The sequence below is a fragment of the Pseudomonas frederiksbergensis genome (assembly GCF_001874645.1).
GTDB lineage: Bacteria > Pseudomonadota > Gammaproteobacteria > Pseudomonadales > Pseudomonadaceae > Aquipseudomonas > Aquipseudomonas frederiksbergensis_B.
The window spans coordinates 3,405,702-3,418,737 of record NZ_CP017886.1 but is presented as its reverse complement, the minus strand read 5'-3'; the positions used below and the strand labels follow the sequence as shown (position 1 = coordinate 3,418,737).

Below are 13,036 nucleotides of genomic sequence, written 5' to 3'. Positions count from 1 at the left end.
GACTGCGTATATCAAACACGGACAGACATTCCTGGCCGATTCCTCACCAAGGACAATCACCATGAAGCGCACTTCGATTAAAGCCCCATTGATCGCCAGCCTGCTGAGCCTGGCCGTGACCTGCGGTTTGACCCTCAACAGCGTGCAAGCGGCAGACATGAGCCACGACACTGTGATGGTCGGCGGCCAGGCCATGATGCCGAGCAAAGACATCATCGATAACGCGGTGAACTCGGCAGATCACACCACCCTGGTCGCTGCGGTGAAAGCCGCTGGCCTAGTCGACACCCTCAAAGGTAAAGGTCCGTTCACCGTGTTCGCACCCGTCAACTCGGCGTTCGCCGCCCTGCCCGCCGGCACCGTCGATTCCCTGCTCAAACCCGCCAACAAAGCCACGCTGGCTCACATCCTCACCTACCACGTGGTCGCCGGCAAACTCGACATGGCGACGTTGGCCCAGCAGATCAAGGCCGGCGGCGGTAAAGCCGAACTCACCACCGTCAGCGGCGGCAAGCTGTGGGTGACGATGAACGGCCCGCACAACATCACCCTCAAGGACGAAACAGGCGCCACCGCCGACATCACCACCTACGACGTGTACCAATCCAACGGCGTGATTCAAGTCATCGACAAAGTGCTGATGCCGAAAAGCTAAGCGTTGACGCCGGCCCTGTGCATCGGGGCCGGCGTTGCCTTGAGGTCTGTCGCCGTGAATGGAACAACAACGCGCCGTGAACTAACCTCAGCCTGCAACCCTGCCTGCAACCGACAGCGCATGCCCACTGAGATTACCTGGAGAACGCTCATTTCCACCGCCGACGCCGAACCGCTCAGACAGCTACTCGCCCAATGCTCACTGGGCGACCGCCGTGCGTTCGAGACGCTCTACCACAGCGTTGCACCGCGCCTGCATGGCGTGGCGCTGCGCTTTATGGGGCGCAGCGACCTGGCCGAAGAAGTGCTGCAGGAAAGCTTCGTGCGCATCTGGAACAACGCCTCGCGTTACCAGGCGCATTTATCAGCGCCGATGACCTGGATGATCAACATCACCCGCAACCAGGCCATCGACCAGTTACGCAAACACCGCGACCGCCGCCTCAGCGAATGGGAAGAACAGGCGCTGGTCGACGAAGCGCCCTCGGCCCAGGAGTTACTCAGCAGCGACCGTGAAGCCAGCGCACTGATCCGCTGCCTGGACACCCTTGAGGGCATGCAGCGTCAATCGATCACTGTGGCCTACTTTCAGGGTTTGTCCTGCTCTGAACTGGCCGATCATTTGGCCGCGCCACTGGGCTCGGTCAAGTCGTGGATTCGCCGCGGTATGGAGCGCCTGCGCAGGTGCCTTGAATCATGAACTATCAAACCAGACGCCTGCGCCGTGCCCTCGCCGCCGACTACGCCATTGGCCTGATGCCCACCGCCGCTCGCCGACGCTTCGAACAGCTGTTGCTGGACGACGCCGAACTGCGCGTTGAACTGGCCAAGTGGCAAGAGAGCCTGACCCGCCTCAACGAACCCTTGAGGGAAGTGCCCGTGCCCGACTGGGTGTGGACCGCCATCAACGCGCGGATTGAGCCACAAGCACTGCATGTGCCGGCCAAACGTCCATTCTGGAACTGGTTGCGCGCGACGGTGGCAGTCTGCTCGCTGCTGGTGGCAGTGACGCTGGGCATTCTCTACCACCGCGACAGCACCCAATACAGCGCCACGTTGCTCAGCGCCAGCGCGCAGCCTGCGTTGCGGATCAAGGCTCACGACGATTATCTGCAAGTCGAACCGTTGACCTTGGCCGCCGTCGCGCCCGGACACAGCCTCGAATTGTGGGCGATTCCAGCGGATGGCAAGCCGGTCTCGCTGGGTGTGATCCCGGCTGGCGGTAAAGGCCGGGTCGCATTGAGCGACGAACAGCATGTGCTGCTGGGTAAACCGATAGCACTGGCAGTCAGCCTGGAACCTGAAGGCGGTTCGCCGACCGGACAACCGACGGGGCCGGTGTTGTATCAGGGGGCGTTGGCGGGGTTGTGAACGCAAAAGATCTTTTGATGTAAAAACGGCGACCCGAAGGTCGCCGTTTTTTTGCGTGAAGCCTTACACCGCACTAAACAACTTATGCGGATCAATCACAAACTTCTTCGGCAATCTTTATGCGGCCCTACATGATCGCCAGCATCAGTTGATGGTAGCCGATGGCTGAGAGTCAGCTAATAAATCGGTCTTTCTTAGTGATGCCCTACTCATTCCCCAACACGTGTATCGGCCAGCCAACCGCCCATCCGAAACACCTGACTCGACAACGCAACCTGTAATTTCTGACAGTAGACGAAACCTCCTCCGAGACTTAAAACTTTATCAACAGCCCCAACAAACGGGTACGTTGCACACCATTGCCTCATCAGCAAAAGGAACTCAACCATGACGACATACATCTACATCGCCCGTGCTGTTAAAGGTACTCCCAGCAACCAGTACGGTTCTGTAGATGCAAACACGCCAAAGGAAGCCCAAAAGAAAGTCAAAGATAAATACACCTATCCGGTGAAGGTCGAAATTGTGCGGGTCCCGGAAACGGGTATCCTGAAAAAAACGTATTTGTAGTACTTACATCAACACTCGATATAACCCAGTGGCGGATCGTCAAAGCTGATGATGCTCGACCTCTCACCGGCATCCGACCCTAGCAGTTCTGATAGTAGGCAACGACTGAAAAAGCAACGATGCTAAAGGAACGGCTTTTGGATTTTGTACGGAGCGCTATCAATGCCTGCCTCTCCTCGCACAACGTTATTGTGTCGCTACCACCACGACCCGCTGGATCGACTGGCTGGCTACACCCCCGCGGCGCAACCCACCACCCAGCGCTTCTACCAGAAAGATCGCCTGACCACCGAGATTCAGGGCGCGGTGCAGCGTTCGATCATGCAGCACGAGGATCAGCTGCTGGCGCAGCAACAGCACCAGACCGGCGCCGTGGAAACACGATTGCTCGCCACGGATCAACAGCGTTCGGTGTTGAACGTGCTCGACGCGACCCGACCCAATCCCCTCGCCTACGCACCCTACGGCCATCGCCCAGTGGGGAACGGCTTGCTCAGCCAGCTCGGCTTCAACGGCGAACGACCGGATCCGGTGACGGGATGTTATTTGTTGGGCAATGGCTATCGGGCGTTTAACCCGGTGTTGATGCGTTTTAACAGTCCGGACAGCGCTCGTTTTAGTCCGTTTGGAAAGGGGGGGGGAATGCGTATGCGTATTGTGGGGGGGATCCGGTGAATCGGGCTGACTCTACCGGGCATATTTCTTTTTCTGTTATAGCGAAGGTTGTACAAGCCGCTCAAAAATTTAAATCACTAACAGCAAGTACAAGGTTGACCTCGAAAACTTTATCGCCTGTAAGCAAAGCGAGCAAACCGTCACTATTAGAATTAAGCGCGCAGAAATTTTCAGAAAAACAGCTCTTGGCTATCGCAGCGCGCGACAACTCATACACGAGACTACTTCACAGCATGGAGAGTAAATTCGGAGATGGAAATTTAAAGAGTTTTTTAAGTAAGACCAATGGTCCCTGGAGCGAGAGACTTGAGGTAGCGAGTTCCGGAAATGCTCCCGGATTTTTCACGCGGAGGGTTAAACCTGTATCCGATCACGTCTCAAAATCCGAGCACCCATTAGGTATAATTTCGAACTTGACGCCTACGTACCTAGACCCTCACGGGATCCCTCTCCAACAACGAAACATACGCATGGAAATACAAATAGCTAAAAACAAGTACGACGCTTACATCTTGGAAATGATAGATGACATTTAAATCGACAAAAATAACACATCACAAACAAAGCTTTATACACTCACCATTGCACGTCTAGAACACTAAAAAGGGCGACTTAAGTCGCCCTCATCACTCTTAAAAATTTTACGCCGCACTAAACAACTTATGCGGATCAATCACAAATTTCTTCGGCACGCCCGCATCAAATTCGCCATACCCACGTGGCGCGTCATCCAGGCTGATGACTTCAACACCGACGATGTCGGCAATCTTGATGCGGTCCCACATGATCGCCTGCATCAGCTGGCGGTTGTACTTCATGACGGGGGTCTGGCCGGTGTGGAAGCTGTGGGATTTGGCCCAGCCGAGACCGAAGCGGATGCTCAGGCTGCCCATTTTCGCGGCCGCATCGACTGCGCCCGGATCTTCGGTGACGTAGAGGCCGGGGATACCGATTTTGCCAGCCACGCGAACCACGCCCATCAGCGAGTTGAGCACGGTGGCCGGTGCTTCGTGTTTCACCCCGGCATGGCCGTGACCACGGGCTTCGAAACCCACGGCGTCGACGGCGCAATCCACTTCCGGTTCGCCCAGCAGTGCAGCGATCTGTTCGTGCAGCGGGGTGTCTGTCGACAGGTCGGCGATTTCAAAACCCTGGGCCTTGGCGTGAGCCAGGCGGATCGGGTTGACGTCACCGATGATCACCACTGCCGCGCCCAGCAGGCGAGCGGAAGCGGCAGCCGCCAGACCGACCGGACCCGCGCCGGCGATGTAAACGGTACTGCCTGGGCCAACACCCGCCGTGACAGCGCCGTGGTAACCGGTCGGCAGGATGTCGGAGAGGCAGGTCAGGTCACGGATTTTTTCCATGGCCCGGTCGCGATCCGGCAGTTTCAGCAGGTTGAAGTCGGCATACGGCACCATCGCGTATTCGGCCTGACCACCGGTCCAGTCACCCATGTCGACATAACCATAGGCACCGCCCGGACGCGCCGGGTTAACGCTGAGGCAGACACCGGTGTGCATCTCTTTGCAGGAACGGCAACGGCCGCACGCCACGTTGAACGGCACCGACACCAGATCGCCAATTTTCAGGTTTTCGACATCGCTGCCCTTCTCGATCACTTCACCGGTGATCTCGTGGCCCAGCACCAGACCGGTCTGGGCTGTGGTGCGACCCCGCACCATGTGCTGGTCCGAACCACAGATATTGGTGGAGACCACACGCAGGATGACACCGTGTTCGATCTTCCTGCCGCGCGGGTCCTGCATTTTGGGATAGTCGATTTTCTGTACTTCGACCTTGCCGTTGCCGAGATACACCACACCACGATTACCAGACATGCTTTCACCTCGCTGTTATTTTTATGTAGCGGTCGCGTCGCCAGGAATCAGCGGCGCGTTGATTGCTCGGTAAATCAAGAGATCGCAGCCTTCGGCAGCTCCTACGCTGACCGCGTATCCCTGTAGGAGCCGCCGAAGGCTGCGATCTTTTAGCGGTCTACAAAACGACGGTGCGATTGGCGTTCAGAAACACCCGTCGTTCAATGTGATACCCCACCGCTCGGGCCAACGTCTGGCCTTCGATATCCCGGCCCTTGGCAATCAGGTCTTCGGGGTAATGGCTGTGATCCACCACCTCCACGCCCTGGGCGATAATCGGGCCTTCATCGAGGTCGTTGTTGATGTAGTGCGCCGTGGCGCCCACCAGTTTCACGCCCTTGTTGTAGGCCTGGTGATACGGCTTGGCGCCTTTGAAACCGGGCAGCAATGAGTGATGGATATTGATCGCTTTACCGTCGAGCTTGCGGCACAGCTCCGGTGACAGCACTTGCATGTAACGCGCAAGCACCACCAGCTCGGCGCCGGACTCTTCGATCACCTGCCAGACCTGCCGCTCTTGCGCGGGCTTGTCGTTTGGGTCGAGCGGGAAGTGGTAATAGGGAATCTCGTGCCAGTCGGCCAGCGGCTTGAGGTCCGGGTGGTTGGACACCACCGCCACCACTTCCATCGACAATTGGCCGATGCGTTGACGATAAAGCAAGTCGTTGAGGCAGTGATCGGCCTTGGAGACCATGATCACCACTTTGGGCCGGTGGTGCGGCGGCGTCAGTTCGAACACCATGCCGAACGCGTCGGTCCGTTCGGCCAGACCTGCGCGGAACACCTGTTCGTCGAAGGCGTCGGGCTGACGGAATTCCACACGAATGAAGAAGCGGCCGGAAAGCCGATCATCGAACGAGTGGTGCTCGGTGACGTAGCAACCCTGTTCGAACAGAAAGCGGGTCACCGCATCCACCGTGCCCAATACGCTTGGGCAATCAGCGGTCAAAATCCATGTGTCTGGGGCGCGGCTCATAGTGCGGTGACTCCTGTTCGTGAACGACGCAGCTCTCGTAGCAGCTGCCGCCAGGCTGCGTTCGGCGGCGTAGCCGGCGCAATTCGGGCACCCCCGACTTCAATTCAGAATCGGGGACTCAGGTTTTACGACGGCTTCGCCGCCGGACGTAGCCTTCGGCAACTGCTACGGGACACGTGTAGCCTCAAAAATTACGCTTGAACGCTAAGGCCATATTCCGCGGCCGCATCCTGCAACCACAGCCACCAGTAATCCGAGAAGCTGCGACGGATCAGCAGTTCCCAGGTGTCTTCAGCGGTGTGGCGGATCACCAGTTGCGACTTGGCGAACACCGTGCCCACCGCTTTGCCCACCGGAAAGTTGTTGGGGTGCACGTCGTAGCTGGTGGACTTCATCAGCACTTCGCGGACTTTCGGGCCGCTCAGTTCAAGAATCTGCTGGCCGCCGCTGACGTTGACGATGGAAATGTGCAGATCGCCCAGCGCTTCACGCAGTTTTTTCTCGGCGGCGAATTCTTCACCGCTCGGCACGATCAGCAGCCATTCGTCCGGGCCCATCCATTGCAGGCTGGTTTCGCCTTTGGCGACCACGGTCAGGGCGACCGGCAGTTCCAGGCCCAAGGCCTTGTGCACGCCCTCGGCGAATGCCGGGTTGTGGCCATCGCCACGAATAGTCAGGTGGCCCAGGAGTTTTTTCTCACGCACGGTAACACCGGCGTTTTTACGGCCCTTGCCCACCAGGCTTTGCAGGCCTGCGTGATGCAGCGACGACTCGGCCTTTGCCCCAGTGGTTGGGCGCTGTTGGTAAACGTTGGCTGTGGTCATAAAGCACCTGTCTTGAATTCGTACGTCGCCCCCGAGGGGGCGAGCGTGGGTATCACACGTTCTGGCGATCGCCTTTCGGATCGAAGAACACCGAAGAAACGATTTCCGCTTCGATCACGCTGCCGTCGGCCAACGGCGCGAACACGCGCTCGCCGAGGCGCTTCAAGCCGCCTTTGACCACCCCCATGGCAAACGAATAGCCGAGGGAGTTGTGGGCGTAGCTGGAGGTCACGTGACCGACCATGCTCATCGGGATCGCTTGCTTGGTGTTGAACACCAGTTGCGCGCCTTCCGGCAGCCATTGGGTCGGGTCGATCGGCTTGAGGCCGACCAACTGTTTGCGCTGATCACGCACGCAGTCTTCACGGTTCATGCCACGCCAGCCGATCCACGAGAACGGTTTGGTGCGACCGACGCACCAGCCCATGTTCAGGTCGTCCGGGGTCATCGAGCTGTCAGTGTCCTGGCCGACGATGATGAAACCCTTCTCGGCCCGCAGGACGTGCATGGTTTCAGTGCCGTACGGCGTCAGGTTGTACTTCTTGCCGGCTTCGACGATTTTTTCCAGGACGCCCATGGCGTAGTCGGCCTGTACGTTGACTTCGTACGACAGCTCACCGGTAAACGAGATCCGGAACACCCGCGCCGGCACGCCGCCCACCAGACCTTCTTTCCAGGTCATGAACGGGAAACCGTCCCTGTCCAGATCGATGTCGGTGACTTCGCTGAGCAGCTTGCGGCTGTTCGGCCCGGACAGGGTCATGGTCGCCCAGTGGTCGGTAACCGAAGTGAAGTACACCTTCAGGTCTGGCCATTCGGTCTGGTGATAGATTTCCAGCCATTGCAGCACGCGTGCAGCGCCGCCGGTGGTAGTGGTCATCACGAAGTGGTTGTCGGCGAGGCAAGCGGTGACGCCGTCGTCGAAAACCATGCCGTCTTCTTTGCACATCAGGCCGTAACGCGCCTTGCCCACGTCGAGCTTGGTCCAGGCGTTGGTGTAGACGCGGTTGAGGAACTCTCGCGCATCCGGGCCTTGAATATCGATCTTGCCGAGCGTCGAGGCATCCAGCAGGCCGACGCTTTCGCGCACGGCCAGGCATTCGCGTTTCACCGCGGCATGCAGGTCTTCAGCGTTTTTCGGGAAGTACCAAGGACGTTTCCACTGACCGACGTCTTCGAACTCGGCGCCGTTCTTCACGTGCCAGGCGTGCAGCGCGGTGTAACGCACCGGCTCGAAGATGTGCCCACAGTGACGACCGGCTACCGCGCCGAAAGTCACCGGCGTGTAGTTCGGGCGGAACATGGTGGTGCCCATCTGCGGGATGGTCACGTTCAGTGAACGGGCAGCAATGGCCAGACCGTTGACGTTGCCAAGCTTGCCCTGATCGGTGCCGAAGCCCAGTGCGGTGTAACGTTTGACGTGCTCGACCGATTCGAAGCCCTCGCGGGTCGCCAGTTCGATGGCGGCTGCGGTGACGTCGTTCTGCAGGTCGACGAATTGCTTCGGCGCACGTGCGGTGTTCTTTTCGTGCGGCACCTGGAACAGCGCCAGAGTCGGTTCTTCCACACGGCTCAGGGCTTTTGGCAGGACGCCTTCGACCGCGTTGAAACCGGCTTCGCTGGCGGCGCGCACGCCGCCTTCAAAACCGTCGGCCAGAGAATCGCCGAGGTTGTAGACCCCATTGATGCCGCCAACGCACACGCGTTTTTGCGGTGCTTCGCCCGGGATGAAACCGAGGATGTCTTCACGCCAGATCGGTTTGCCGCCCAGGTGCGACGCCAGGTGAACCACCGGGCTGTAGCCGCCGGAGCTGGCAAGCAGATCGCATTCAAGCCATTCGCCCGGGCTGGTGACGGTGTGCGCCTTGACGTCGATCGCGGCAACACGAGCGGCGGTTACACGCTTGCTGCCGCGGGCTTCGATCACCGCGCTGCCGGTCAGGATACGGATGCCTTTGGCCCGTGCTTCTTCTACCAGCGCACCGCGAGGATTGCTCCGCGCATCGGCGATGGCCACCACTTTCAGGCCGGCGTCGAGCCAGTCCAGCGCCACGCGGTAGGCGTGATCGTTGTTGGTCGACAGCACCAGATTCTTGCCCGGCGCGACGCCATAACGACGCACGTAAGTCGAGACTGCACCGGCGAGCATGTTGCCCGGAACGTCGTTGTTGCCGTAGACCAGCGGACGTTCGTGAGCGCCTGTCGCCAGTACCACGCGCTTGGCGCGAACCCGGTGGATACGCTGGCGAACCTGGCCAATCGGTGCGCGGTCGCCGAGGTGATCGGTGAGGCGCTCGTGAATGGTCAGGAAGTTGTGGTCGTGGTAACCGTTAACGGTCGCACGAGGTAACAGCAACACGTCAGGGGTGTCTTTGAGCTCGGCGATGACACTGGCCACCCATTCGGTCGCCGGTTTGCCGTCGAGGCTTTCACGGGAATCGAGCAAACTGCCGCCGAACTCTTCCTGCTCATCGGCCAGAATCACTCGGGCACCGCTGCGCGCAGCCGCCAAGGCCGCCGCCAGGCCCGCCGGGCCAGCGCCGACGATCAGCACGTCGCAGTGCTGGTTCATGTAGTCGTAGGTGTCCGGATCGTTTTCGGTCGGCGAACGACCGAGACCGGCGGCCTTACGGATGTACTTCTCGTAGGTCATCCAGAACGATTGCGGGTACATGAAGGTTTTGTAGTAGAAGCCCGGTGGCATCAGCTTGCCGCCGACTTTGCCGAGAATCCCCATCATGTCGTTGTTCACGCTCGGCCAGCCGTTGGTGCTGGTGGCGACGAGACCCTGGTACAGCGCCTGTTGAGTGGCGCGCACGTTAGGAATTTGCGTGGCTTCGGTCGCACCGATCTGCAGCACCGCGTTCGGCTCTTCGCTGCCGGCGGCGAAGATTCCGCGAGGACGCGAATACTTGAAGCTGCGACCGATGATGTCGACACCGTTGGCCAGCAATGCAGCGGCCAGGGAGTCGCCTTCAAAGCCTTTGTAGATCTGGCCGTTGAAGCTGAAGCTCAGGACTTTGTTGCGGTCGATCCGTCCACCGTTGGACAGGCGATTGATCTGGCTCATACCTTCGCTCCCAGAGCCTGCGCGGCCGCTTTCGGACTTTCAGTCTTGTCGGTGAACTGTGGCTTGGTGCCGATCTTGTAGGTTTCAAGAATCTCGTAGGTCACGGTGTCACGGGTGGCGTTGAAATACTGACGGCAACCGGCGACGTGATCCCACAGTTCGTGGTGCAAGCCGCGAGGGTTGTCACGGAAGAACATGTAGTCACCCCACTCCTCGTCGGTGCAGGTGTTCGGATCCAGCGGGCGCGGGATGTGCGCCTGGCCGGATGCATGGAATTCCTCTTCGGAGCGCAGTTCACCGCAGTGAGGACAGAAGATATGCAACATAGGAAATTTCTCCTGTTAGTGGGCGACGGCCGCAGCGCCATGTTCATCGATCAGCGCACCGTTGTGGAAACGGTCGATGGAGAAGGGTGCAGCCAACGGGTGCATTTCACCCTTGGCGAGGCTGGCGGCAAACACGTTGCCCGAGCCCGGCGTCGCTTTAAAACCACCGGTGCCCCAACCGCAGTTGAAGAACATGTTTGGTACCGGCGTTTTCGAGATGATCGGGCATGCATCCGGCGTGGTGTCGACGATGCCGCCCCACTGACGGTTCATGCGTACGCGGGACAGCACCGGGAACATCTCGACGATGGCCTGAATGGTGTGCTCGATCACCGGGTACGAACCGCGCTGGCCGTAGCCGTTGTAGCCGTCGATACCGGCACCAATCACCAGGTCGCCCTTGTCGGACTGGCTGATGTAACCGTGCACGGCGTTGGACATGATCACGCTGTCGATAATCGGCTTGATCGGCTCGGACACCAGCGCTTGCAGCGGGTGGGATTCGATCGGCAGACGGAAACCGGCGAGTTTGGCCATGTGCCCGGAGTTACCCGCCGTCACCACACCGACGCGCTTGGCGCCGATGAAGCCCTTGTTGGTTTCAACACCGATACACACGCCGTTTTCCTTGCGGAAACCGATCACTTCGGTCTGCTGGATCAGGTCCACGCCCAAGGCATCGGCCGCACGGGCAAAGCCCCAGGCCACGGCATCGTGACGGGCCACGCCGCCGCGACGCTGGACGGTAGCGCCCATCACCGGGTAGCGCGTGTTTTTTGAGCAGTCGAGGTACGGAATCTCGTCAGCCACTTGCTGAGCGGTGAGCAGTTCGCCATCGACGCCATTGAGGCGGTTGGCGCTGACCCGACGCTCGGAGTCACGAATGTCCTGCAGGGTGTGGCACAGGTTGTAAACGCCACGCTGGGAGAACATCACGTTGTAGTTCAGGTCCTGGGACAGACCTTCCCAGAGCTTCATCGCGTGTTCGTACAGGTGCGCCGACTCGTCCCACAGGTAGTTGGAACGCACGATGGTGGTGTTGCGCGCAGTGTTACCGCCGCCCAGCCAGCCTTTCTCGACCACCGCCACGTTGGTGATGCCGTGTTCCTTGGCCAGGTAGTAGGCGGTCGCCAGACCATGCCCGCCGCCGCCGACGATGACCACGTCGTAGACTTTTTTCGGAGTCGGCGTACGCCACATCCGCTGCCAGTTTTCGTGGTGGCTGAGGGAGTGTTTGAAGAGGCCGAAGCCTGAGTAGCGTTGCATAGTCATTTACTCCAAAACCGCGCTCAGCGATAAACCGGGAAGTCCGCGCACAGGGCCGCCACGTGCTTGGCAACGTTGGCCTCGACATCGGCGTCACCGAGGTTGTCGAGGATGTCGCAGATCCAGCCAGCCAGTTCGACGCACTGGGTCACCTTGAAACCGCGCGAGGTGACCGCCGGGGTGCCGATACGCAGGCCCGAGGTGACGAACGGCGATTGTGGATCGTTCGGTACAGCGTTCTTGTTCACGGTGATGTGGGCACGACCCAAAGCGGCGTCGGCTTCTTTACCGGTCAGGCCCTGACGGATCAGGCTCACCAGGAACAGGTGGTTGTCAGTGCCGCCGGACACTACATCGTAGCCACGTTTGATAAAAACACCGGCCATCGCCTTGGCGTTGTCGATCACTTGTTGCTGATAGACCTTGAAGCCCGGCTCCAGCGCTTCCTTGAAGCACACGGCCTTGGCGGCGATCACGTGCATCAGCGGGCCGCCCTGACCACCGGGGAACACGGCAGCGTTGAGTTTCTTTTCCAGCTCTTCGTTGGCCTTGGCCAGGATCAGACCGCCACGTGGACCGCGCAGGGTTTTGTGGGTAGTGGTGGTGACCACGTCGGCGTACGGCAGCGGGTTCGGGTACAGGCCGGCAGCGACCAGACCGGCCACGTGCGCCATGTCGACGAACAGGTAAGCACCGACCTTGTCGGCGATCTGACGGAAGCGTGGGAAATCCAGGGTTTTCGAGTAGGCCGAGAACCCGGCAATGATCATTTTCGGCTTGTGCTCGACCGCCAGGCGCTCGACTTCGTCGTAATCGATCAGCCCGGTGGTGGTGTCGATGCCGTACTGCACCGCGTTATAGAGCTTGCCGGAGAAACTGACTTTGGCGCCGTGGGTCAGGTGACCACCGTGAGCCAGGCTCATGCCGAGCACGGTATCGCCTGCGTTCAGCAGCGCCAGATAGACAGCGGCGTTGGCCTGGCTGCCGGAGTGCGGCTGGACGTTGGCATAATCGGCGCCGAACAGCAGTTTGGCGCGCTCGATGGCCAACGCTTCGACCTTGTCGACGTGCTCGCAGCCGCCGTAGTAGCGCTTGCCCGGGTAGCCTTCGGCGTATTTGTTGGTCAGGCCGCTGCCTTGCGCTTCCATGACACGCTTGCTGGTGTAGTTCTCTGACGCGATCAGCTCGATATGATCTTCCTGGCGCAACTCCTCGGCATTCATCGCCGCCAGCAGTGCATCGTCGTAACCCTTGATCTGGTCTTGCTTGCTGAACATCGCGTCTCTCCCAGCGGCGGCGGTGCGCCTTTCGTCTCGGTGAGGCACGTACCTTTCGGCAGTGCCCTTTGGATGCGATGGTATGACCGGCGCAGACAGGTCAAATGCCTATGGACGCCACGCAAAGGTGCGTTTACGACATACGTT

General features: G+C 59.6%; 11 protein-coding genes and 1 pseudogene. 5 read left to right on the top strand and 7 right to left on the bottom strand.

The genetic code is table 11. From position 1 onward, the window contains the following. The first annotated feature begins 61 nt into the window (after nucleotides 1–61). The 5 genes and pseudogenes from BLL42_RS16380 to BLL42_RS30505 all read left to right on the top strand — a co-directional run. On the top strand, nucleotides 62–655 hold the full coding sequence (locus BLL42_RS16380; RefSeq protein WP_081427311.1) for a fasciclin domain-containing protein: 594 nt from the start codon (nucleotides 62–64) through the stop codon (nucleotides 653–655). A 54-nt stretch (nucleotides 656–709) separates the two neighbouring features. After that, complete coding sequence (locus BLL42_RS16375; RefSeq protein WP_071553040.1) at nucleotides 710–1,354, top strand: sigma-70 family RNA polymerase sigma factor; 645 nt, start codon at nucleotides 710–712, stop codon at nucleotides 1,352–1,354. Next, the gene (locus BLL42_RS16370; protein WP_071553039.1) at nucleotides 1,351–2,025 is read left to right on the top strand and encodes an anti-sigma factor; all 675 of its coding nucleotides are present in this window, start codon (nucleotides 1,351–1,353) and stop codon (nucleotides 2,023–2,025) included. Before BLL42_RS16375 ends, BLL42_RS16370 begins: the two co-directional genes overlap by 4 nt. Before the next feature lie 387 nt (nucleotides 2,026–2,412). Further along, nucleotides 2,413–2,595: a hypothetical protein gene (locus BLL42_RS16365; protein ID WP_071553038.1), complete on the top strand. Its 183-nt coding sequence runs from the start codon at nucleotides 2,413–2,415 to the stop codon at nucleotides 2,593–2,595. Between the two features lie 162 nt (nucleotides 2,596–2,757). Beyond that, nucleotides 2,758–3,296 (top strand): annotated as a pseudogene (locus BLL42_RS30505) (RHS repeat-associated core domain-containing protein); the annotation flags it as partial. A 615-nt stretch (nucleotides 3,297–3,911) separates the two neighbouring features. On the opposite strand, the gene fdhA reads toward BLL42_RS30505, so the two are convergent. From fdhA to glyA, 7 genes are all read right to left on the bottom strand, one after another. Then, entirely contained in the window at nucleotides 3,912–5,111 is a 1,200-nt protein-coding gene (gene fdhA / locus BLL42_RS16355) for a formaldehyde dehydrogenase, glutathione-independent (protein ID WP_019693988.1), read from the bottom strand. Between the two features lie 157 nt (nucleotides 5,112–5,268). Next, nucleotides 5,269–6,126 carry a formyltetrahydrofolate deformylase gene (gene purU / locus BLL42_RS16350; RefSeq protein ID WP_071553037.1) on the bottom strand — a complete coding sequence of 286 codons (858 nt, stop codon included), beginning with the start codon at nucleotides 6,124–6,126 and terminating at the stop codon, nucleotides 5,269–5,271. A gap of 191 nt (nucleotides 6,127–6,317) precedes the next feature. Continuing rightward, complete coding sequence (locus BLL42_RS16345) at nucleotides 6,318–6,950, bottom strand: sarcosine oxidase subunit gamma (RefSeq protein WP_071553036.1); 633 nt, start codon at nucleotides 6,948–6,950, stop codon at nucleotides 6,318–6,320. Between the two features lie 52 nt (nucleotides 6,951–7,002). Next, nucleotides 7,003–10,020 (bottom strand): sarcosine oxidase subunit alpha, encoded by a 3,018-nt coding sequence (locus BLL42_RS16340; protein ID WP_071553035.1) that lies wholly within the window; start codon nucleotides 10,018–10,020, stop codon nucleotides 7,003–7,005. Beyond that, nucleotides 10,017–10,346, bottom strand: a complete 330-nt coding sequence (locus tag BLL42_RS16335; RefSeq protein ID WP_071553034.1) for a sarcosine oxidase subunit delta — start codon at nucleotides 10,344–10,346, stop codon at nucleotides 10,017–10,019. The genes BLL42_RS16340 and BLL42_RS16335 overlap by 4 nt, the downstream gene beginning before the upstream one ends. 15 nt (nucleotides 10,347–10,361) lie before the next feature. Further along, nucleotides 10,362–11,612: a sarcosine oxidase subunit beta gene (locus BLL42_RS16330; RefSeq protein ID WP_071553033.1), complete on the bottom strand. Its 1,251-nt coding sequence runs from the start codon at nucleotides 11,610–11,612 to the stop codon at nucleotides 10,362–10,364. 23 nt (nucleotides 11,613–11,635) lie between these two features. Further along, the gene (gene glyA / locus BLL42_RS16325) at nucleotides 11,636–12,889 is read right to left on the bottom strand and encodes a serine hydroxymethyltransferase (RefSeq protein WP_071553032.1); all 1,254 of its coding nucleotides are present in this window, start codon (nucleotides 12,887–12,889) and stop codon (nucleotides 11,636–11,638) included. Between the last annotated feature and the right edge of the window lie 147 nt (nucleotides 12,890–13,036).

Bases quoted from the DNA above. Each gene is read 5' to 3' on its own strand.
- BLL42_RS16380 (WP_081427311.1), top strand. From the start codon at position 62: ATGAAGCGCACTTCGATTAAAGCCCCATTGATCGCCAGCCTGCTGAGC.
- BLL42_RS16370 (WP_071553039.1), top strand. From the start codon at position 1,351: ATGAACTATCAAACCAGACGCCTGCGCCGTGCCCTCGCCGCCGACTAC.
- BLL42_RS16365 (WP_071553038.1), top strand. From the start codon at position 2,413: ATGACGACATACATCTACATCGCCCGTGCTGTTAAAGGTACTCCCAGC.
- fdhA (WP_019693988.1), bottom strand. From the start codon at position 5,111: ATGTCTGGTAATCGTGGTGTGGTGTATCTCGGCAACGGCAAGGTCGAA.
- purU (WP_071553037.1), bottom strand. From the start codon at position 6,126: ATGAGCCGCGCCCCAGACACATGGATTTTGACCGCTGATTGCCCAAGC.
- BLL42_RS16345 (WP_071553036.1), bottom strand. From the start codon at position 6,950: ATGACCACAGCCAACGTTTACCAACAGCGCCCAACCACTGGGGCAAAG.
- BLL42_RS16340 (WP_071553035.1), bottom strand. From the start codon at position 10,020: ATGAGCCAGATCAATCGCCTGTCCAACGGTGGACGGATCGACCGCAAC.
- BLL42_RS16335 (WP_071553034.1), bottom strand. From the start codon at position 10,346: ATGTTGCATATCTTCTGTCCTCACTGCGGTGAACTGCGCTCCGAAGAG.
- BLL42_RS16330 (WP_071553033.1), bottom strand. From the start codon at position 11,612: ATGCAACGCTACTCAGGCTTCGGCCTCTTCAAACACTCCCTCAGCCAC.
- glyA (WP_071553032.1), bottom strand. From the start codon at position 12,889: ATGTTCAGCAAGCAAGACCAGATCAAGGGTTACGACGATGCACTGCTG.